The sequence below is a fragment of the Mitsuaria sp. MSU3D genome, assembly GCF_056867975.1.
Genome location: NZ_CP200314.1, coordinates 4,788,604 through 4,809,550 on the forward strand (window position 1 = coordinate 4,788,604; position 20,947 = coordinate 4,809,550).

Below are 20,947 nucleotides of genomic sequence, written 5' to 3' on the forward strand. Positions count from 1 at the left end.
GTGGAGCCTGTCGCGGCGCGATCAGGGCTTGACCGTCAGTTCCAGCGCGCCGAGCTCGTGCTCGCCCTGCGCCTTGGCCGTCGCGGCGGCCTTGACCGGCCAGGTCAGCGGCAGGCGCTGCACTTCACGGCCACCGGCTTCGCGGCTCGATTCGACGACGACTTCGTACTTGCCCGGAGGCAGCGCGGCGAGCGCGGCACTCGTGTCCAGCGAGATCGCGTGCTCGCCCGGCGCGCGCGTGGCGGCGGTGACGCCGTCGGCAGGCACCGTGAGATTGCGGCCGCCCTGGCGCCACCACTGGCGCATGTCCTTGAGCCACTTGGTGCCGGCGTTGTTCTGCTTCTTGGTGTCGTACCAGACCGCCAGCTGCGCGACGGCCGGGCCGGACTCGCCGGCCTTCTCGACCCACACGGCGATGTAGGGGCGGTGGTATTCGGCGACGTTCAGGCGCGGCACTTCCAGCTTGAGCTGGACGGTGGCGGCCCAGGCGGACGAGCCGACGGCCAGGGTGCCCAGCGTGCCGAGGGCACCGATCTGGAGGAGGGTACGACTTGCGGAGCGATTCATGGTCGAGTCTCGGTTGAAGGTGGGGAGGTCCTGGCGGCGGCTCGGAGCGGAGAAGAAGAGGAAGCGGCGAGAAAACTGGAAGACGACCACCGCGCCGTCGGAGCGGCGCGTGTCGGTCGTCGGACGGTCAATGGATCAGCAACAGCGCCAGCAGCGCGGGAATCACGAGCCCCAGGCCGACGAGGGGCCAGGTGCTGGGTCGGCTGACCGCGTGGAACTTCAGGATCAGCAGCCCGGTGATCGAGAACAGCAGGCAGGCGACGGCAAAGATGTCGATGAACCAGCTCCAGGCCACACCGGTGTGGCGGCCCTTGTGCAGGTCGTTGAGGTAGGAGATCCAGCCGCGGTCGGTGTCCTCGAACTCGACCTCGCCGCTGTCGCGCGCGATGCGGACCCAGGCATCGCCGCCGGGGCGCGGCATCGCGAGGTAGATCTCATCGCGGTTCCACTCGGCCTCGCGGCCGTCGATCGCGCGGCCCAGTTCCTTGGCCAGCCACGTGCGCACCGAGGCGGGCACCGGGGCCTTGCTGTCGGCTTCGTCGGCGGACTTCGGTTTCAGCGGCGCGGCCAGCTCGACCGGCAATTGCGCGGTCTTGCTGACGATGGCCGGCTTGGACTCGATGTCGGCGGCGTGGTTCAGCGTGATGCCGGTGACGGCGAACAGGATCATGCCGATCAGGCAGATCGCGGAGCTGATCCAGTGCCACTGGTGCAGCTGCTTCAGCCAGCCGGACCGCTTCGCGTGGCTGCCGGGATTCGCACTCTTGGGTCCGTTCATGTCTCGGCCCAGAGGCGCAGCAGGTTGTGATAGTGGCCGGTGAGCGCGGTGGTCTCGGCATCGTCGCCGAGTCGGCCGCGCAGCTTCTGGATGGTCTGGTCGAGTTCGAACAGCATCGCGCGCTGCCAGTCCTGGCGGATCAGGCTCTGCGTCCAGAAGAACGAGCAGATGCGCGCGCCGCGCGTCACCGGCGTCACGCGATGCAGGCTGGTGCTCGCGTAGACGATGAGGTCGCCCGCGGGCAGCTTCACCTCGTGCGTGCCGTAGGTGTCGACGACCTCGAGCTCGCCGCCGTCGTACTCGTCGGGCTCGCTCAGGAAGAGGGTCGAGGACACGTCGCTGCGCAGCGGCTGGTCGGTGCCCTGCTGGCGCATGATCGCGCCGTCGACGTGGAAGCCGTAATGCTCGCCGCCCTCGTAGCGGTTGAACAGCGGCGACAGCGTGCGCAGCGGCAGCGCCGCCGAGATGAACAGCGGATGCCGCGCCAGTACCTCCCGGATGTGTGCGCCGATCTCGCGCGCGGCCGGATGCTCGACCGGCAGTTGCCGGTTGTGCTTGACCTTCGCGCCCTGCTCACCGACGGTGGCGCGGCCGTCGGTCCAGTCCGCGGCGTCCAGGAGCTTGCGCATCTCGCGCACGTCCTGCTTGCTGAGCACTTCGGGGATGTGAAGAAGCATGTCCGGATCGAATCAATTCAGGAGGCCGGGACGGACGGCGGCCCGCCCCTGCCAGGACAGGGACGGGCCGGTCGTACGCTACCTCAAACGGTCAGGCCCGGCTCAGAAGCCGATGTTGGCCATCAGCGTCACGGCACGCGGAGCGCCCAGCACCAGGCGGCTGCCGCCGTTGTTCAGCGAGGACATGTATTCCTTGTCGAACAGGTTGGTGACGTTCAGCTGCAGGCTGAGGTTCTTGTTGACGCGGTAGGCGCCCATCACGTCCACCACGGTGTAGGCCGGCAGCGTCGACAGACCGTTCGACGGCGTCGCGGCCACGGTCACGACACGCTTCTGGTCCGCCGTGTGGCGCACACCGCCGCCGATGGTGAAGTCGTTCCACTGGTACGAGTTCCAAAGCGTGGCGGACCACTTCGGCGTCCAACGCACACCGTCGGTGACGGTCTGCACGCCGGTGGTCGCGTTGACGCTGCGCTGATTCAGCGCCTTGGCATCCATGGTCTGGACGCCGGCGGTGATCTGCCAGAAGTTGGTGATCTGGCCGACCGCGGCCAGCTCGATCCCCTGCACGCGGGTCTTGCCCCCCTGCGTCGCGACGTTGGTCACCGAGTCCACGCTGACCTGGCCGTCGTTCTCGCTGCGGTACAGCGCGGCAGTCAGGTTCAGACGCTTGTTCAGCAGGTCCCACTTCGTGCCGATCTCGTAGTTCTTCGCTTCCTGCGCATCGGCAGCCGTCGAGTTCTGACCCGAGGCGGCGAGCGTCGAGTTGGCACCGCCCGGAGGGGTCAGCGAATTGGCGGCGGCGGCATAGACCGTGCCGTTCTCGGCCAGCTTGTACAGCGCGGCAACGTTCCAGCTGGTGACCCACTTGCCGGTGTCCAGGGCGCCGGTGGCGACGCTGGCGTACTTCACCTTGTAGTGCTCGGTGCGCAGGCCCGCGGTCAGCTTCAGCGCGTCGGTCACCGAGATCGTGTCCAGCGCGTAGATCGCGGTGGTGGTCGTGCTGCCCGAGGTGTCGCCGGCCACGTTGCGGGTGGAGCCGCCGAGGTCGACGTTCGGGTTCGGGTTGTACAGGTTGGCGGGCGTCGCGGCGGCGGGGGTGAAGGCGCGGTTGTCCTGGCTCTCGTACATCAGCTCGATGCCGGTCGACAGGTCATGCTTGATGCCGCCGGTCGACAGCGTCGTGTTGATGCTGGTCTGGTTGGCGAGGATCTCGTTCGTCTGGTTGACGCGCTGACGTGAACGGCTCAGCGTCCACGTGCTGCGGTCGGCCGGGTTCACCGCGACGATCGTGTTGATGCCGGTGACCATGCGGTCCATGTACGTGCGGCCGTAGCGCGAGATGTTGCGCACCGTCATCTGGTTGCCGATGTCCATCTCCAGCTTGGCGGTGACCATGTCCGCCTTGACGTCCTCATAGTCGTGGACGCTGCCGTAGAAATTCTTGCTGTCGATCTTCGGGGCCGCCATCAGCGCGGCCGCCTGGGCGGGGGTCACCGTCGCGGAGGACACCGCCGTATAACCGGGCCAGCCGATCGTGGGGATGCCGCCGTCCGGGCGATTGTTCTGACGCAGATGCTGCGAGTACAGGAAGAAGCGGGTCGGCGTGTTCAGCCCGAAGGCGATCGACGGGGCGATGCCGTAGTTCTTGCGCTTGACCTCGTCGCGACCCGGGACGCCGTAGTCCTGCCACACTGCGTTCAGGCGCACGGCGCTGTTGTCGAAGATCTTCTGGTTGACGTCGACCGAGGCGCGCTTGCGGCTCGCGTCGCCGATGGTCACCGAGCCGTCGATCGAGTTCTCGACTTGCGGCAGCTTGCTGATCAGGTTGATGTAGCCGGCGCTCGCGGCACGGCCGGTGTCGGCGCCCGCCGGGCCCTTCACGACTTCGATCTGTTCGATGTTGAACACGTCGCGGGTCACCGCGCCGAGGTCGCGGATGCCGTCGACGAAGGTCGAGGTGCTGGCCGAGAAGCCGCGCATCTGGAAGGTGTCGCCGGCGGAGGTGTTGCCGTTCTCACCCAGCTGCATCGTGATGCCCGGGGTGTTCTGCAGCGCCTCGATCAGGGAGACGGCGCCTTGTTCGCGCAGCACTTCCTTCTTGATCACCGAGATGGTCTTGGGCGTTTCCAGCAGCGGCTGGGTCAGCTTCGAGGAAGCGCTCTTGTCGGCCTTGTAGTCGGACTGCGCGGTGCCCTCGACCTTCACCTGCGGCAGGTAGGGCGCGGCAGCGGCGGAGGCGGTCGAGGCGTCGGCGGGAGCCGGGGTGTCAGCAGCGTGGGCCAGCGGGAGGGTCAGGGAGGCTGCCAGCGCGGCCAGCGGGGCCACCGCGTGCTTGCGGCTCTTGATGTAGCGGGACATGGAATCGAGCTCCGAGGGAAAAGTTCTTGTAGGAATCGGCTCGGCTGGCTGCGCGTGCTGGCGGCGTCGTCCCGGCGCTTCACGGCGCACGTGGCGGGCCTCCTCCCTGATCGCGTCTGGCTGGCGGTGGCGAGTGATTGAGAGCGGTTGGGCTCAAAAGCCGCAAATGCTAAGCATTCTCATTTGACTATGTCAAAGAATTGCTGTTCCGCGGTCATTCCGCGTGGCGAACGCGCGACGCCCCTGTTTCTGTTCTGTAAAGCAAAAACCCGCGGGACGCTGGCGCGTCGCGCGGGTTTCAAGGGGCAATGAACGCTGGACCCGGCATTCGCCCGGATCCGGTCAGGCCGGCGTCAGTCGACCGCCTTCTGGGGCTCGTCCGAATGGCGTGCCGGCAGCTTGGGCGCGGTGCGCAGGCTCCAGACCATGGTGATGGCCAGGATCGCCACCACCACGCCCAGCGACAGCAGCACGGGGATCTTGATCACGTCGATCAGCATCATCTTCGCGCCGATGAACACCAGCACCACCGCCAGGCCATAGCTGAGCAGATGGAACTTGGACGCCATCGCCGCCAGCAGGAAGTACATCGCGCGCAGACCCAGGATCGCGAAGATGTTGGAGCTCAGCACAATGAACGGATCGTTGGTGATCGCGAAGATCGCCGGGATCGAGTCCACCGCGAAGATCACGTCAGTCATGCCCACCAGCGCGATCACCAGCAGCATCGGCGTGGCGATCCGTTTGCCGTTCTCGAGCGTGAAGAAGCGTTCCCCGTCGAAGTTCTTGCTGACCGGCAGCACACGTCGCAGCAGCTTCAGCGCGGGGTTGTCCTCGAGGTCGGGCTCCTGGCCGGCCGCCCACCACATCTTGATGCCGGTGATCAGCAGGAAGGCGCCGAAGAGATAGAGGATCCAGTGGAACTGCGCGATCAGCCAGCCACCCACGAGGATCATCACCGTGCGCAGCACGATGGCGCCGATGATGCCCATCATGAGCACCCGCTTCTGGTAGGCCGAGGGCACCGCGAAGTAGGTGAAGATCATCAGGAAGACGAAGATGTTGTCGACCGCCAGCGACTTCTCGATGAGGTAGCCGGTGATGAACTCCAGTGCCTTCGTGTTGGCGAGTTCCGTGCTGCCGGTGCCGTCGCGTACGGCCCACCAGAGCAGGCCCATGAAGGCGACGCTCAGCGCCACCCACACCAGCGACCAGTTGATCGCCTCCTTGACGCCCACGTCGTGCGCGCCCTGCTTGCGCAGGACGACGAAGTCCAGGATCAGGGACACCACGACGATGCCGACGAATACCACCCACAGCCACATGGGGACGATCGTGCTCATGAGAGCTCCTTGCAAGAAGCGGACGGCGGACAAGCGCCGTCCCGGTTTCAACGACAGCGTGCCGCCAGGGTGGCACGCTGAGGCCGAAGGGTCTTGCAAGGCTGATGCCGCTCGGGGTCTGACGACCTCTCGAGTCCGGCATCAGGTGCAGGGCCCGGCTGCCTTCACGGCAACGTCTTGACGGGCGTCTGCCGCGGCCTGCGCCGCGCGGCTACTCCCCCTTCGGAAGGTTCGGATTATCCTTCACTTATAAAACTTCAACTTCGTATTTTACTGATGATCGATACCGGTATGCTGAGCACATGAAAACGCTGACCCGCTGGTTGCTGCTGGCCGCCGCACTGCTGCTGGTGGCGCACCTTTATCCTGGCGTCCAGGTGAAGGGCTTCGTCACCGCGCTGATCGCGGCCTTCGTGCTGGGCCTGTTCAACACCGTCCTGCGGCCGGTGCTGGTGCTGCTCACGCTCCCGGTCACGCTGTTGACGCTGGGGTTGTTCCTGTTCGTCATCAACGCGCTGCTGTTCTGGGCAACGGCCAGCGTGCTGGACGGCTTCACCGTCGCGGGCTTCGGCGCAGCCTTGATCGGCTCGCTGATCTACTCGCTGTGCGGGATGGCCATCGACGTGCTGATCGAACGCCTGTTCCCGGACAGCGAGTAACGCTCGATCAGGGCTCAGCGCCTGGCGGAACGCCGCGCGGATACATCTCCATGAGCATCTGGCGACGTTCGTAGCGCAGGTCCCGCAGGCGCGAGTCGATCACCGAGGCTTCGAACTGGTCGGCCGATCTCGCCCGACCTTGCCGTTCCGCGGAGGCGAGCCGGTCGATCGCGCCAGTGATGTCCCCAAGCGCCGCTCGCGTCTCTCCCTGCGCCCGCAACGAGCGCAGCGGCTGGCCGAGTTGCTGCCACAAGGTCCCGCTTTCCTGCCAGGCCAGAGCGTCCTGGGCATGCAGCGCAAGGTGGGTCTGGAGGGCCTCGGCGGCTTCGCGCTTCACCTCCGGCCGCGGATCCGCCTGCGCGAGGTCTGCACGGATCATCAGCATCGGACGCGAGCGTTCGTTCTTCAATGGCTCCAGTGCCGCGAAGCCGGCTTCGGGCTTGCCTCGTGCCACTTCCAGCTCGGCATGCGCGTACACGAGCAGGCGCTTCGCGCCCGGGTCTGCGCCGAGCAGACCGGCCAAGGCATCGGCCGTCTTCAAGGTGGCTTCGGCGCGCGAGAAGTCACGCAGCTTGATCGACGCGAGCGCGCTCGTGTATCGGGCGGCCAACTGGTCGATGTTCTTCTCTCCGGCTCTCGATCCGGCGTCCAGGCCCTGGAGCACCCGCCAAGGGTCGGTCCGCTGGTCCATCAACACCTTCGCACGTGCCGCCATCAAGGCGTGCTCCGGAGTTCCGACCAGCTTGGCTTGAGTGCTCGTGCCCAGTCGGGCCTTCGCTTCGCCAATGCGTTCGCTGGTCAACGGGTGGCTGCGCAGGTAGGGGTACTGCCCCGAATCCATCAGGTGATAAGCCTGCTCCATGCGCTCGAACATGCTAGCCATGCCGGCCGGCTGGTAGCCGGCCTGCGTCATGACCTGGAAGCCGACGCGGTCAGCCTCGCGCTCCATGTCGCGCGAGAAGTTCAATTGCGCCTGTGCAGCTGCCGCCTGGCTGCCGACGATCACCGCCTGAGCGCCGTCCATGCTGCGAGCCTTCGCCGCGGCCAGGATGCCGAGAAGCAGACCCACCGTGGCGAGCGCGCTGGTGCGGGAGTCTCCGACGATGCTGCGCGCGATGTGGCGTTGAGTGATGTGCGACAACTCATGGCCCATCACCGACGCCATCTCGTCGCGCGCCCCGGTCATCGCGATCAGGCCCAGGTGGATCCCCACGTAGCCGCCCGGCAGCGCGAACGCGTTCACCGACCGGTCGCGGACCAGGAAGAGCTCCCAGGCGAAGCGATCGCTGGTGTCATCGCTGATGTTGCCGAGTCGACGCGCGGCATCCACCAGCGGCTGCCAGGTGTTCTGCGCGTACTCGAGCAGAAGCGGATCATCGAGGTAGTCCGGGTCCGGACGGATCTGCCGCATGACCTGATCGCCGAGCTTCTTCTCTGCGCTGATGCTGACGTCGGCCGACACCGAGTCGCCCAAGGCCGGCAGGTTCACCTGCGCGATGGCGCCCTGGCCAAGCAGCGCCGCGCTGAGCAGCACCGCCAAGCAGCGCCGGGTGAAGGGAATGGGGTTCGTTCGCTTCAAGGGATCTCCAGGGCGGGAACTATGATGACGCCTCTTCGGTTTCGCGATTGTTGCCGCGCTCATGAGCTCGCCTCTGACCCATTTTGACGCCAACGGACAAGCCCACATGGTGGACGTCTCCGGCAAGGATGTCACGCACCGTGTGGCCCGGGCCGCCGGTCGCATCCGGATGAAGGCTGAGACACTGGCGCTGATCCGCGATGGAAATGCCAAGAAGGGCGATGTGATCGGGGTGGCGCGGATTGCGGCGATCCAGGCCGCGAAGCGAACATCGGATCTGATTCCGCTCTGTCATCCGCTGCCGATCACGCGAGTCGCGGTCGAGTTCGAGCTGGACGAGGCATCGAGCGCTGTGATCTGTACGGCTCAGGTGGAGACGCTCGGACGCACCGGTGTGGAGATGGAGGCGCTGACGGCTGTACAGGTCGGACTCCTCACCGTCTACGACATGTGCAAGGCGGCGGATCGCGGCATGGTCATGGAGCAGATCCGGGTGCTGGAGAAGCAGGGCGGAAAGTCGGGCGGCTGGCACGCTGAGGTCTGAGCGCGTCGGTCACCCGACCGATCTCGCCTTCATCGACACCCTCAGCGCAGCTCGCGGAAGCTGTACTCGCGCTGCGGAGGCTCGCATTGGAACGGCTTCGCCGCCGCGCCGAGCGCCGCCACTTCATCGCATTCGGCCAGCCATTCCTCGCTCGCTGCGTTGCGGAACTCGCGTAGCCGCTGCACCAGGTAGCGGGCCTTGTCGGTCTCTCCCACCGCGTTGAGCGACTTCGCCCAGGACATCAGCAGCCGGGTGTCGATGAGGTGATGACCGGTCAGCCGCGATGCTTCGAGCGCCACTGCGCCGGGCGGCTGAACCGTCGCTTCGGCGTAGTCTGCCTGCAGCGCGAACAGCGGGGAGCGCTGGCCCGCAGCGATTCGATCGTCGAGCGACGCAGCGCCCGCCGGCGGCGCGTAAATGTGGACGATGCGCAGGTAGTCCAACACGACGAGCGGCACCAGTGCTGCCGTCAAAAGACCGAGCGCCGCCAGCGCAGGTCGGCGTTGGCCCGCCTCAGCCTTCTTGGCCGGCTCCTTCGCGACCTCGACCATGCACAGGCCGTATGCCAGCCCCGCGGGCAACAGGAAATAGGCATACCAGAGCGGGTACTCGAACTGGCTATGCAGGCCGATCATCGCGACCAGCATTCCTGCACAGCGCGTCGCGGCATCGCCCTTGATCGACCGCTTGAGGCCGACCCAGAGGCCCCAGGCCAGCAGCGTCAACGTGAGCAGACCCAGCGGCAGACCCATCTCGACGAGAAGTTGCAGCTCGAGGTTGTGCGTGTGATCGAAGAAGGCCACCGGACGATCCGGAAATGGCGTCATCGTCCAGGCGAAGTTGAAATCACCCCAGCCGGAGCCTGTGAGCGGATAGCGCTGCAGCAGGCCGATTGCGTTCTTCACGATCGCAATGCGGGACGGGGAACCGGCGCCTTCTTCCGAGACTCGCGACTGCGCGCCGAAGGCGTGGTGGCTGACGGCGGTGTACCACTCGAGCAGGCCCCAGCCGATCGCGAACATGATCAGCGTCGACCCCAAGGCAATGCGCACGCGGCGCGAGAGACGACCATCGATCGCGCCCCAGATCGCCAGCATGCCGATGCCGATCATCCCGGTGCGGGACGCGCTCAGCAGGACGCAGAACACGAACAGGAACAGCAGCAGGTACAGCGCGATCGTGCCTCGCAGCGCGCCGCCCAGCCTCCGCGCGAGCCAGCCGCTCTGTGCCAGCCAGACCGACGCCACGCAGGCCCACATCAGCAGGCTGGCGAGGTGATTCGGCTGGCGCATATTGCCGACCGCGCGACCAACGAGGCCAGAGCGGGCGATGACAGTGCCGTCGGCGAGCGACGGAAAGAACATCTGGACGAAGCTGACCACCACGCTCAGCAGACCCGCGCCTACAAGTGCGATACAAAAGAGCGTGAGGACGCCGTCGCGCTGGCTGGGTGTCACGGCTCGACCGGTCTGTACCGCAAGCAGAACGCCGAGCAGCATGGCGATGCTGGTCAGCGCCATCGACCAAGGCAGCTCGTGCGTGAACGGTGCGGCGACAGCCACCACCGTCATCAGCAGCAACCCGAGGGAAACGCCATCGACGCGCCAGCCGGCCAGCAGCGATCGTCCCCAGGCCAAACCAGCGACCAGCAGGCCCAGCCCTGCGAATGCCGCCAACTGGTTGTAAAGCGTGGCCGAGGGGGTTTGGTTATAGGCGACCAGGGGCGCCAGCGTTACGCCCAGCAGCAAGCCGATCAGCGTCAGGACCTGGAAGTGCGGCGCGGTGGAGGAGGCAGGGAGATCGGCGGCGGGCGCTGTCGCGGCGAGCGTCATGAACGGTCCGGGTCGTGGGGACAGGGCGGAACTCTAACGCCCGCGGGACGGTTCACCTGGAACGCGATGCAACGTTGGGCTCAGAAGCCGTCGACCGGAGCGAAGCCGACCGGGTCGCCGGTGGTCTTGTCGATCAGAACAGACCAGTCATAGCGGCGCGCGATGAGCGGGATATAAAGCAACTGCTCGATCGGTTTGCCCGCTTTGGCAGTGGCAGCACGCAGGACTTCTGCCTGTTCAGGGTGACGCTCAAGTAGGACGGTGAGCGGCTTACCCACCTTCAGGGCCTGCGCTCGCCCTCGCGCATCCCATTCCTGCCAAAAGCTCGGACGCATGCCGAGATCGGCGCCGCCGAAGGCCGCGAAGACGGCGTCCATTTTCTCTTCAGCCTTGACGTCTCTTGTGTTCACCAGCCGAGGCCCGGTGATGGACAGCGTGCGCAGAGATTCAGTCGCCTTCGACAGTTCCTGTTCGACCACGCTGGCAGCAATCACGGCGCGGAAGCGTTCTCCCTCAAGAGCCAAGACTACAGGTCGGGCAATGAACATCGTGTGCGCTCCAAAAGCCAGACCGGCCAGTTGAAGGACGACGACGACCGACATGTCTCGCCACAACTCCCCCCGAGGCTTGCGCGGATCAAAGACCACAAGCGTGATCAAAGGCCCGAGAACCACGTCAACGCACACGATCAACAGGAACAGGCCGCCCCCCCCGGACACCTCGCTATAGGGCCACGGATACCAAAGCAGGAATACGGCGGCCGCCACGGAGGCGGCTACGATCATGGTGAAGACGAGGTGGAGCGAGGACGCCTTCAGGCGTCCTCGGAGGGTGGGCGTCATGGGCCGAATCGAAAATGAGCAACGTGGCGATTGTGGCGCGCCAAGAACGACAAATGGGGCCGAAGCCCCATTTGAACGATCTTGAAAGAGACCGAATTACTTGCAGGAAGCAGCCAAGTACTTCTTGTCGATGTCGCTGCTGCAGGTCCAGGTCACTTGTTCAGCCGCAGCAGTGCCGCCGGCAGCCGTCAGAGTGATCTTGTGGGTATCGATCAATGCGTCGCCCGTGCCCTTGGCAGTGGCGGTGATAGCGGCGCCGTCCCAAGCGACAGCGCTCACATACGAGCTGGTCGGGACCGGAATGACGATATCGGCAGCGCCAGGCAACGCGCCCTTGACCGAGGCCCACTCTTGAATGTTGGCCTTCGGCTGCGTCGCGGCGATCATCACTTCCGAGACCTTCGTCTTCTTGATGTAGTCCGAATACGCCGGCAGAGCCACGGCAGCCAGAATACCGATGATCGCCACGACGATCATCAGTTCGATCAGGGTGAAACCTTGTTGAACGCGCTTCATAAAAACTCCAAAGAGAAGAAGTGGGGTAGAGACGAAGCAGATGTACGCAGGGCTCGTGCCAGCCGCTTCTTTCCTTGATTAGTGCACGACATCACGGACTGGCGGAGTCAGGCATGGCTTCAAGTGACGTTTTTTGTCAGGCCGCCCGCCCAGATTTGTCACCTCTTCCGACGCTGACAAGGTTTGTCAGATCACGCAGACGCGAAGATCCGGCGATCCAGAAGCGACGCAGCCCGCGGCGGACCTCCGGCGCGGGCTGCAAGTGGCGAGAACGCGGCAAGAAGACATCAAGCCAACGTGAACTCCTGGAAGTTCTCCAACGCCGAAATCCTGTGCGTCGTACGCAGGCCCATGACCGCGTCCATCACCGCCGCGCGTTCACCTGGCTTGATGTGGGTGATGTGCACGTCGATTGCACCGCCAAGTTTTGCAAGTTCATCCCGAAGCGTCGTCGGGCACAGGTGCTTGCTGATGCCGGCCAGACCGCACTCGTCGTCGCCGAAGGCGCACTCGATGATCAGATGCGCCACTTTGATTTCCGACAGGCGCCGCCAGAGCGCCGGGTTCGGGCCGGTGTCGCCAGTGAAGACCCAGTGACCCGATGCGCCGCCATCGACTGCGAATCCCACAGCCGGTACGGTGTGCGCCGCGCTGATTACTTCGATCCGGCGGCCACCGCCCAGATCGAGATGGTCACCCACCGCAAACTCATGGAAGGTCAGAGCCGGCCGTTCCAGCGACGGGAGGCGCGTGAAGTCGGGCCAAATCACGCCGTTGAAGACATGTGCGCGCAGTGCCTGCAGAGTCTCGGGCAGCGCGTGTACCTTGACCGGGGGACGACCAGCTTGCGCGCGTCGGCGCTGGACCGTATCGGCTAGCAAGCCGATCGCCAAAACATGATCGAGATGCGAATGCGTCACCAGGATGTGGTCCACCTTGGCCATCGCGTCCACGGTGAGCTCAGCCACGCCGCTGCCGGCGTCGATGAGCACATCGTCGTCGAGCAGAAAGGAAGTGGTCCTGTAGCCGGCCGCCAGGGCGCCAGCGCAACCAAGCACGCGAATCTTCATGCGGAAGACTGTAGAGGCACCCTCGTGTGGCGCTAAGCGCCGAATCCTCGATTCGAAGGTTTATTGCCGTCGCTTACGCGACCCCGCCGCCATGCCGTGAAAACCTGCACGCGTGTAGGTGTTCGCCCGACAGCACCGAATCATCTCGATACAGGATGGTGCGCCTAAACCACGCCGCCGGATCACCGACCGGGCAGCAAAAAGGGGCCCTGCGGGCCCCCTTCGTATCGAGACGGACCGATCAGGCCTGCACGAACTGCATCTGCGTACCAGCCAGTTCGATCACATCACCGTTCTTCAGGGGGACCGATTCGGCCGTCAACGGCGCGCCATTCACCACTGGCCGGGCGCCACCCTCGACGTGCGCGAACACATAGCCGCTCGGTCTCTTGGTGATCGACGCCACCTGCACGCCCGGCTTGCCCACCGTCGTCACGACCTTGGTGAGGGAGACCTCGCGGCCCGCCGCAGGTCCGTTCAGCACCTTGATCGCCGCTGGCGCGGTCGACACCGGCGCCGGACCCAGCCCACCGAACGAGGAAGGCAGACCGAAACCGCTGCTCGGCGCAGTGCCGGGCCGCAGGATCATCGTCTTCTCGTAGTCGCCGTTGTCCTCGAGCAGGAACTTGATCTTGTACTTGCCGACCTCAATCACGTCGCTGTGCGACAGCAATTGCTTCTTGATCGCCTTGCCGTTGATGTACGTGCCGTTCGTCGAGTTCAAGTCCTCGATGAACACATCCGCCCCGACCATCTGCAGCACGGCGTGTTCGCCGCTCACCGCTAGGTTGTCGATGACGATGTCGTTGTACGGCCGCCGGCCGAGCGTGGTCTTGTCCTTGGTGATCTGCACTTCCTTGATCACCACGCCGTCGAGCGACACCACCAGCTTGCCCATGCTTGACCTCGAGTCCTGTCTTTATTTGTAGAGGGCCGCCTCAACGGCGCCCATTGTTGCGACTGAATGGCCACCACGCCCATGGCTTGGTGCGACTTTCCGCGCGAACCAGAACGATCGCAATATTATCCTTGCCACCGAGATCATTGGCCGTGTCCACCAGCGCCTGCGCTGCTTCAGGCAGATCATTGTGGCTTTGCAGCACCTGTGCCACGCTGGCGTCATCGACCATGTCGGACAGGCCATCGCTGCACAGCAGGATCTGGTCCCCGGGCAGCAGCTCGTGCTGATGCACCTCCAGCATCACCGTATCCTCGACGCCAACGGCTCGCGTGACCAGATTCTTGTTGCTGCTGAAGACGGCTTCCTCTGGCGTCAGTAGACCTGCATCGATCTGTTCCTGCAGCAACGAATGGTCACGCGTCAGCTGGACAAGTTGGCCTTCCCGATAGCGATAGGCCCGCGAATCGCCCACATGCCCGAGCAACAGGCTCTGTTCCCGGAAGACCGCCAGCACCAGCGTCGTCCCCATCCCCGCATAGCGCGGATTGGTGTTGGCGGCGTTGAAGATCGCGCGGTTGGCGTTGTCCACGCAAATGTCCATCGCCCGTCGCACATCGATGTCTGTCGCATGCTGGCCAGACTCGGCCAGCCATCGACCCAACTCCGATTTGATGAACGTCGTCAGCATCTGGCTGGCGACCTCCCCCGCGTTATACCCCCCCATACCGTCGGCAAGCACCGCGAGCCCGACGCCCGGTTCCAGGGCGACCGAGTCTTCATTGTTGTCGCGCACACGACCGGTATCGGTGGCGCTGAAGAACTCCAGGGTCATGTCTTGCTGGCGGGATCGGCTGGGGGAAGGGGATTGTGCACTGCGCCCTGGGACTGTAGCCGCAAAGTTTGCTCGAATGCCTGTCCCGCCGGTGGGGGGGGTGTGGCACCCGTGCTATTGGCCAGTTCCACTGGAATCTGAGCCAGCACCGCCTCCAGATCCTGGGCCAGCGTGTCGCCGCGCTGGTAGCGCAATTCGGGACGCTTTTCCAGCGCCAACGCCACGACCATGGCCAGCGACTCGGGCAACTCAGGCCGAAGACGACGGACATCCGCTGCCGGCTGATTCATGATCTGGTGCATCAGCGTCGCCATCGACTCCGTCTGATGCGGAAGGTGGCCGGTCAACAGCTGGAACAGCATCGCGCCCAACGAGTAGAGGTCGCTGCGACCATCCACTTGCAGGCCGGCCAGTTGTTCCGGCGACATGTAGGACGGCGTACCCAGGACCAATCCCGTCCGCGTCCGACTGCCATCGGCGACACGAGCAATGCCGAAGTCCATGATCTTCACGCTGCCGGATTCCCGTTCCAGCATGACGTTGGCGGGCTTGATATCGCGATGTACGACCCCGTGACCATGGGCGTACTGGAGCGCCCGCGCCAGGCGCGCGGCGAGCAGCAGTACCTCGCGCAAGGGCAGCAGCTGGCCAGGCCGCGTGTGGTGGCTGAGATCCTGCCCCACGACGTATTCCATCGCGATCCAGGTCTCGCCAGCGCATTCGCCAGCGTCAAGCACGCGCAGGATGTCGGGATGATCCAGATGCCGGGCCGCGCTCGCTTCACGCATGAAGCGGTCGCGAACGTCGATCAGGTCCTCCGCCGCAAACTCACGTTGCAGCGCCAGGCGCTTGATGGCGACGGTCCGGCCGCTACGGCGGTCGACAGCCCGATGAACGACGGCCATCGCACCCCGGCCAACTTCCTCGCCGATGTCGTAGTCGTCCAGCGCCACAGCCGCCGATCGCGGCATCGGCTGCGTCGTCGGCAAGGTGTCGGACACGCCCAGACTCCCATCGTCAGATGCGCCTCGGCCCAGAAGTCTCTTCAGGAAGCCGGAGGCGCTCATGACATGACAGGCCTTTCGTCAGGCTTGCGCCGGACGGCGCGCGGCCAGCAGCTTGCCGACGAGCAGGACGAACAGCGCGCCGCCGACACCCAGGGCGTAATACACCTGCGGCAGCACTTCCGTCGTACCGGGCTTGCTGCCCGCTTGCATCGGCACCCAGGCATTGAGCGCGGGATCGGTCACCACCATCGTGCCGGCAATCCAACCCAGCAGCATCGCGCCCAGCGTGATCACGATCGGGAACTTGTCCATCAGCTTGATCACCAGCTGGCTACCCCAGACGATGATGGGGATCGACACCAACAGGCCGAAGATCACCAGCGGCATCTGATGTTGACCGCCCGCGCCTTCAGCAGCGCCGGCGATCGCGATGACGTTGTCCAGGCTCATCACGAAGTCCGCGATGATGACGGTCTTCACCGCGCCCCAGAGCTTGTCGCTCGCCTCCATCTTCGAGTGGTCGTCCTCGCCTTCCGGGATCAGGAGCTTGATGCCGATCCACAGCAGCAACACGCCGCCTACCAGCTTGAGGAACGGGAGCTTGAGAAGGGTCAGCGCGAAGAAGATCAGCACAACGCGCAGCACGATGGCACCTGCGGTGCCCCAAAGGATGCCTTTGGTGCGCAGATTCGGTGGCAGCTTGCGGCAGGCAAGCGCGATGACGACGGCATTGTCGCCACCCAGCAGGATGTCGATCAGGATGATCTGGCCGACGGCGAGCCAGAACTCGGGGCTGGTGAGCATGTCCATGTAGGGAACCCGCGCCGGGCCTCGCGCAACGAGAGCCCAGTCTAAAGCGTTGGAGGGCAAACGAATGAAGGGGCCCCATGGGCCCCTTCATTTGTTTGGGGGGTACGGCTGGATTGTCCGCGCCCGCCCCCAGGAACCGCAGTGCGTGAAATTACGCAGCAACAGCTCCTGGCATCAGGTTTTTCCTGCTACTTACAGCAGGCCTTTCAGCAGCTTGCCCATTTCCGACGGGTTGCGCGTCACGGTGAAACCGCACTCTTCCATGATGGCGAGCTTGGCATCGGCCGTGTCGGCACCGCCGGAGATCAGCGCGCCAGCGTGGCCCATGCGCTTTCCGGGAGGCGCGGTCACACCCGCGATGAAACCGACCACCGGCTTCTTCATGTTGGCCTTGCACCAACGGGCGGCTTCCGCCTCGTCCGGGCCACCGATCTCACCGATCATGATGACGGCGTCGGTGTCCGGATCGTCGTTGAAGGCCTGCATCACGTCGATGTGCTTCAGACCGTTGATCGGGTCGCCGCCGATACCGACTGCCGAGGATTGGCCCAAGCCGATTTCAGTCAGCTGCGCCACCGCTTCATAGGTCAGCGTGCCCGAGCGCGAGACCACGCCGATGCGACCCTTGCGATGGATGTGGCCGGGCATGATGCCGATCTTGATCTCGTCGGGCGTGATCAGGCCGGGGCAGTTCGGGCCCAGCAGCAGCGTCTTCTTGCCGCCAGCCAGTTCCTTGGCCTTCATCTTGTTGCGCACTTCCAGCATGTCACGGACGGGGATGCCTTCCGTGATGCAGATCGCCAGGTCCAGATCGGCCTCGACGGCTTCCCAGATCGCGGCGGCGGCGCCGGCCGGCGGCACATAGATCACCGACACGGTGGCGCCGGTCTGGGCAGCGGCTTCCTTCACGGTGCCGTAGATGGGGATGTCCGAGAACTTCTCGCCCGCCTTCTTCGGGTTCACGCCCGCGACGAACGCGTTCTTGCCGTTGGCGTAGGCTTGGCAGCCCAGGGTGTGGAACTGACCGGTCTTGCCCGTGATGCCCTGGGTGATGACCTTGGTGTCCTTGTTGATGTAGATGCTCATGTCGTATTCCTTGGCTGGGTCTTCGGCTTACTTGACGGCGGCGACGATCTTGGTCGCGGCTTCGGCCATGGTGTCGGCGGCGATGATGGGCAGGCCGGACTCGGCCAGCATCTTCTTGCCCAGCTCCTCGTTGGTGCCCTTCATGCGGACGACCAGCGGGACGTTCAGGTTGACGGCCTTGCAGGCCGTGATCACGCCTTCGGCGATGGTGTCGCACTTCATGATGCCGCCGAAGATGTTCACGAGGATGCCCTTCACCTCGGGGTTCTTCAGCATGATCTTGAAGGCTTCGGTGACCTTCTCGGCGGTGGCGCCGCCACCCACGTCCAGGAAGTTGGCCGGCTCGCCGCCGAACAGCTTGATGGTATCCATGGTGGCCATCGCCAGACCGGCGCCGTTCACCAGGCAGCCGATGTTGCCGTCCAGCGAGATGTAGGCCAGGTCGAACTTCGAGGCTTCGATTTCAGCCGCGTCTTCTTCGTCCAGGTCACGGTAGGCGACGATTTCCGGGTGACGGAACAGGGCGTTGGCGTCGAAGTTGAACTTCGCGTCCAGCGCGATCAGGTTGCCCTTCGAATCGCAGTTCAGCGGGTTGATTTCAACCAGCGACGCATCCGTGTCCATGTAGCACTTGTACAGCTTCGCGAACAGGTCGACGGCCTGATCCACCGAAGCGCCGCTCAGGCCGATGGCCGCGGCGATCTTCTTCGATTGCTCGGCCGTGATGCCGGTCAGCGGATCGATGTACTCGGTGATGATCTTCTCGGGAGTCGAGTGGGCGACTTCCTCGATGTCCATGCCGCCTTCGCTCGACGCGATGAAGGCGACCTTCTGCGTGCCGCGGTCGGTCACCAGCGAGATGTACAGCTCGTTCTTGATGTCCGCGCCTTCTTCGATGTACAGGCGGCGGACCTTCTGGCCGACCGGGCCGGTCTGGTGCGTGACCAGCTGCATGCCCAGGATCTGCTCGGAGAGCGCCTTCACGTCGTCCAGGCTCTTGCCCAGCTTGACGCCGCCGCCCTTGCCGCGGCCGCCGGCGTGGATCTGCGCCTTGACCACCCAGACCGGGCCGCCCAGCTTCTGCGCGGCTTCGACCGCCTCTTGCACCGTGAACGCGGGAATGCCGCGCGGCACCGGCACGCCGAACTGGCGCAGGATTTCCTTGCCCTGGTACTCGTGAATCTTCATAGGGAGGTCTCGCTTGATGGATGAATCAGGAAGAGGCTGCCAGTGCCGCGGGCGCTCCGCGGTGCCGGCGTGGAGAGGAGGTTTGCAACGCCGGATTCAACCGGGTCTCCGCGACAAGGAACCCGTCGTCGCGACCATAGGACCGCACGTCGACGGAGCGACGATGATGCGGCGGATGGCGCTCGGGGGAGGCGGAGGAAGACATAAAACCGATGCAAACACGCGAAAACACGCCCGCGGACGAACGCCGGCGGGCTGTTTTGCGAAGCCGAAAATGTAGCATGCTGCGTTGCATCAAGCCCTTGGCGCGGTTGAGACGCGCACTGGCGTGGGCTTGTCAGCGCGCCGCAAGGTGCTCATGACGCACGAAGTTTCGGGGAGTTTCAGCCCCTGTCGCTCATTCAGGCGGCAAGACCAGTGACCGGTCCGACGCGCGCTTCACGCATCGGCATCGCTGCCCTCGGCGACGCGTCGGACCGCCCGGCGCGCGAGATCCGAACCGAATCCCCGTCCGATGAGGAAACGCAGGCGTTTGGCTAGCGCCGCTGCATCGAGGGCGGGGCCATCACCGAACTTGCGCCGAAGCAATTCGCAGGCGCGATCCAATTCGCCGGCCACAAGTGTCGACCGCTGTTCCGCGTCCAAAGCGAGCCCATGCTGGGCGAGCTCCTGCTCGATACGTCGCTGACCGAAGCGCTGAGAGCGTACGTGGATGCGGGATTCGACAAACCGCGACTCGTCGAGATAAGCGTTGGCCTTGAGCCAATCGAGTACCGCGTCGACTTCGTCGTCCAGGTCCTTCGACCCGGCTTCATCCGCGAATTCGTCGCCCCTCGGTTCCGAAGCCTCGCTGGCTTCGGCTTGCCGATCACGCGCGATGCGCAGCAGCTTGCGTCGCAGCTCCATCGCGCTGTGCTCGCGCTGCGCGAGCAGCGCAATCGCGCGAGCCTTCAGCGACAGAGGCTGCGAGGCTCGGCCCCGCCGACCGTCGGGCGGGGTCATGCGAAAGCCCCGCGCTTACTCGGCGTCGCCGCCGGGCGTTGCGCCCAACAGGGGGATGCCCAGGGATTCGCGGATCTTGTTCTCGATCTCGACCGCCAGGTCCGCGTTCTCGCGCAGGAACTCACGCGCGTTGTCCTTGCCCTGGCCGATCTTCTCGCCGCTGTAGGCGTACCAGGAGCCGGCCTTCTCGACGATCTTGGCGGCCACGCCCATGTCGATGATCTCGCCTTCGCGGCTGATGCCTTCGCCGTAGAGGATGTCGAACTCCGCCGTCTTGAACGGCGGCGCCACCTTGTTCTTGACGACCTTGACCTTGGTCTCGGAACCGATGACTTCCTCGCCCTTCTTGATCGAGCCGATGCGGCGGATGTCCAGGCGCACAGAAGCGTAGAACTTCAGCGCGTTGCCGCCGGTGGTCGTTTCCGGGCTGCCGAACATCACGCCGATCTTCATCCGGATCTGGTTGATGAAGACGACGGTGCAGTTGGTCTTCTTGATGGTGGCGGTCAGCTTGCGCAGCGCCTGGCTCATCAGTCGGGCCTGCAGGCCGGGCAGCGAATCGCCCATCTCGCCTTCGAGTTCCGCCTTCGGCGTCAGCGCGGCGACCGAGTCGATGACGATCAGGTCGACAGACCCCGAGCGCACCAGCGAATCCACGATCTCCAGGGCCTGTTCGCCGGTGTCGGGCTGGCTGATCAGCAGTTCCTGCAGGTTGACGCCCAGCTTCTGCGCGTACTGGACATCCAACGCGTGTTCAGCGTCGATGAAGGCGCACACGCCGTCCAGCTTCTGCATCTGGGCGATGACCTGCAGCGTCAGCGTGGTCTTGCCCGAGGATTCAGGACCGTAGATCTCGACCACGCGGCCGCGCGGCAGACCGCCGACGCCCAGCGCGATGTCGAGACCCAGGGAGCCGGTGGAGACGACCTGGATGTCCTCGATCTTCTCGCCTTCGGCCAGCCGCATGATGGAGCCCTTGCCGAACTGCTTTTCGATCTGGGCGAGGGCGGCCTGCAGGGCCTTGGCTTTTTCGGTGTTGGCGTTCTTCACGGGGGCGTCCATGCAATCTTCTCCTGTTGGCTGCGGCGGATTATGGCGCAATCTGTATATCTGTACAGTACTTTGTCGAAGCGGCCGGATGCGCTTTGCGGTGCCGGCAACGGGTCGATGTAGGCATCCTAAGCACCAGATGGCTCACTGGATGAGCCAGCCGTCGCAGTTCCCACCTTTTTCCGCCTTCGGTGGGAGTCATCCCCACGCCGCGCTGTCGTCGGTGTGAGTCGCCACGCCCGACGCATGCCGAGCGAACGCCTCGGAAACGCCTAGGGAACACCAGCAGGCCGCTCCCTAGAA

Annotated in this window: 20 protein-coding genes; 2 read left to right on the forward strand and 18 right to left on the reverse strand. The window is 64.8% G+C overall.

Translation table 11 applies throughout. The annotated features are described in order from the left end of the window. Positions 1-21: 21 nt before the first annotated feature. The 5 genes from AC1VNM_RS21030 to AC1VNM_RS21050 all read right to left on the reverse strand — a co-directional run bounded on the left by AC1VNM_RS21030 (position 22) and on the right by AC1VNM_RS21050 (position 5,726). Positions 22-567 carry a DUF2271 domain-containing protein gene (locus AC1VNM_RS21030; RefSeq protein ID WP_431100710.1) on the reverse strand — a complete coding sequence of 182 codons (546 nt, stop codon included), beginning with the start codon at positions 565-567 and terminating at the stop codon, positions 22-24. Positions 568-694: 127 nt separating this feature from the next. Beyond that, the gene (locus AC1VNM_RS21035) at positions 695-1,345 is read right to left on the reverse strand and encodes a PepSY-associated TM helix domain-containing protein (protein WP_483108185.1); all 651 of its coding nucleotides are present in this window, start codon (positions 1,343-1,345) and stop codon (positions 695-697) included. Beyond that, complete coding sequence (locus AC1VNM_RS21040; RefSeq protein WP_377159166.1) at positions 1,342-2,022, reverse strand: Fe2+-dependent dioxygenase; 681 nt, start codon at positions 2,020-2,022, stop codon at positions 1,342-1,344. Before AC1VNM_RS21040 ends, AC1VNM_RS21035 begins: the two co-directional genes overlap by 4 nt. A gap of 102 nt (positions 2,023-2,124) precedes the next feature. After that, a complete protein-coding gene (locus tag AC1VNM_RS21045) occupies positions 2,125-4,383 on the reverse strand; it encodes a catecholate siderophore receptor Fiu (protein ID WP_483108186.1) in 2,259 nt (752 codons plus the stop codon). A gap of 353 nt (positions 4,384-4,736) precedes the next feature. Then, positions 4,737-5,726 (reverse strand): TerC family protein, encoded by a 990-nt coding sequence (locus tag AC1VNM_RS21050; protein ID WP_483108187.1) that lies wholly within the window; start codon positions 5,724-5,726, stop codon positions 4,737-4,739. 302 nt (positions 5,727-6,028) lie between these two features. Here AC1VNM_RS21050 and AC1VNM_RS21055 point away from each other — a divergent pair, with 302 nt between their 5' ends. Continuing rightward, entirely contained in the window at positions 6,029-6,385 is a 357-nt protein-coding gene (locus tag AC1VNM_RS21055) for a phage holin family protein (protein ID WP_377159163.1), read from the forward strand. Between the two features lie 7 nt (positions 6,386-6,392). Here the strand turns inward: AC1VNM_RS21055 and AC1VNM_RS21060 are convergent, their stop codons facing one another. Further along, a complete protein-coding gene (locus tag AC1VNM_RS21060; protein ID WP_483108188.1) occupies positions 6,393-8,090 on the reverse strand; it encodes a M48 family metalloprotease in 1,698 nt (565 codons plus the stop codon). Between AC1VNM_RS21060 and moaC the strand changes: the two genes are divergently transcribed. Then, positions 8,026-8,508, forward strand: coding sequence for a cyclic pyranopterin monophosphate synthase MoaC (gene moaC, locus AC1VNM_RS21065; RefSeq protein ID WP_483108189.1), 483 nt, complete (start codon positions 8,026-8,028; stop codon positions 8,506-8,508). The two genes, AC1VNM_RS21060 and moaC, sit on opposite strands and share 65 nt — an antisense overlap. A gap of 41 nt (positions 8,509-8,549) precedes the next feature. Here the strand turns inward: moaC and AC1VNM_RS21070 are convergent, their stop codons facing one another. The 12 genes from AC1VNM_RS21070 to recA all read right to left on the reverse strand — a co-directional run bounded on the left by AC1VNM_RS21070 (position 8,550) and on the right by recA (position 20,656). Then, positions 8,550-10,340, reverse strand: coding sequence for a PglL family O-oligosaccharyltransferase (locus AC1VNM_RS21070; RefSeq protein WP_483108190.1), 1,791 nt, complete (start codon positions 10,338-10,340; stop codon positions 8,550-8,552). Positions 10,341-10,420: 80 nt separating this feature from the next. After that, complete coding sequence (gene tfpZ / locus AC1VNM_RS21075; protein WP_483108191.1) at positions 10,421-11,182, reverse strand: TfpX/TfpZ family type IV pilin accessory protein; 762 nt, start codon at positions 11,180-11,182, stop codon at positions 10,421-10,423. Between the two features lie 96 nt (positions 11,183-11,278). Beyond that, complete coding sequence (locus AC1VNM_RS21080; protein WP_483108192.1) at positions 11,279-11,698, reverse strand: pilin; 420 nt, start codon at positions 11,696-11,698, stop codon at positions 11,279-11,281. A gap of 287 nt (positions 11,699-11,985) precedes the next feature. Then, the gene (locus AC1VNM_RS21085) at positions 11,986-12,768 is read right to left on the reverse strand and encodes an MBL fold metallo-hydrolase (protein ID WP_483108193.1); all 783 of its coding nucleotides are present in this window, start codon (positions 12,766-12,768) and stop codon (positions 11,986-11,988) included. A 241-nt stretch (positions 12,769-13,009) separates the two neighbouring features. Then, positions 13,010-13,666: an FHA domain-containing protein gene (locus tag AC1VNM_RS21090; RefSeq protein WP_377159155.1), complete on the reverse strand. Its 657-nt coding sequence runs from the start codon at positions 13,664-13,666 to the stop codon at positions 13,010-13,012. A 40-nt stretch (positions 13,667-13,706) separates the two neighbouring features. Further along, complete coding sequence (locus AC1VNM_RS21095; protein WP_377159154.1) at positions 13,707-14,501, reverse strand: Stp1/IreP family PP2C-type Ser/Thr phosphatase; 795 nt, start codon at positions 14,499-14,501, stop codon at positions 13,707-13,709. Next, the gene (locus AC1VNM_RS21100; protein ID WP_483108194.1) at positions 14,498-15,502 is read right to left on the reverse strand and encodes a serine/threonine-protein kinase; all 1,005 of its coding nucleotides are present in this window, start codon (positions 15,500-15,502) and stop codon (positions 14,498-14,500) included. The genes AC1VNM_RS21095 and AC1VNM_RS21100 overlap by 4 nt, the downstream gene beginning before the upstream one ends. An 84-nt stretch (positions 15,503-15,586) precedes the next feature. Further along, positions 15,587-16,318, reverse strand: coding sequence for a TerC family protein (locus tag AC1VNM_RS21105; RefSeq protein WP_483109314.1), 732 nt, complete (start codon positions 16,316-16,318; stop codon positions 15,587-15,589). Positions 16,319-16,510: 192 nt separating this feature from the next. After that, positions 16,511-17,404 (reverse strand): succinate--CoA ligase subunit alpha, encoded by an 894-nt coding sequence (gene sucD, locus AC1VNM_RS21110; RefSeq protein WP_297524421.1) that lies wholly within the window; start codon positions 17,402-17,404, stop codon positions 16,511-16,513. Positions 17,405-17,431: 27 nt separating this feature from the next. After that, on the reverse strand, positions 17,432-18,592 hold the full coding sequence (gene sucC / locus AC1VNM_RS21115; RefSeq protein ID WP_483108195.1) for an ADP-forming succinate--CoA ligase subunit beta: 1,161 nt from the start codon (positions 18,590-18,592) through the stop codon (positions 17,432-17,434). A gap of 438 nt (positions 18,593-19,030) precedes the next feature. Next, on the reverse strand, positions 19,031-19,594 hold the full coding sequence (locus AC1VNM_RS21120; RefSeq protein WP_483108196.1) for a regulatory protein RecX: 564 nt from the start codon (positions 19,592-19,594) through the stop codon (positions 19,031-19,033). A 15-nt stretch (positions 19,595-19,609) separates the two neighbouring features. Continuing rightward, the gene (gene recA, locus AC1VNM_RS21125) at positions 19,610-20,656 is read right to left on the reverse strand and encodes a recombinase RecA (RefSeq protein ID WP_431100723.1); all 1,047 of its coding nucleotides are present in this window, start codon (positions 20,654-20,656) and stop codon (positions 19,610-19,612) included. Positions 20,657-20,947: the final 291 nt, after the last annotated feature.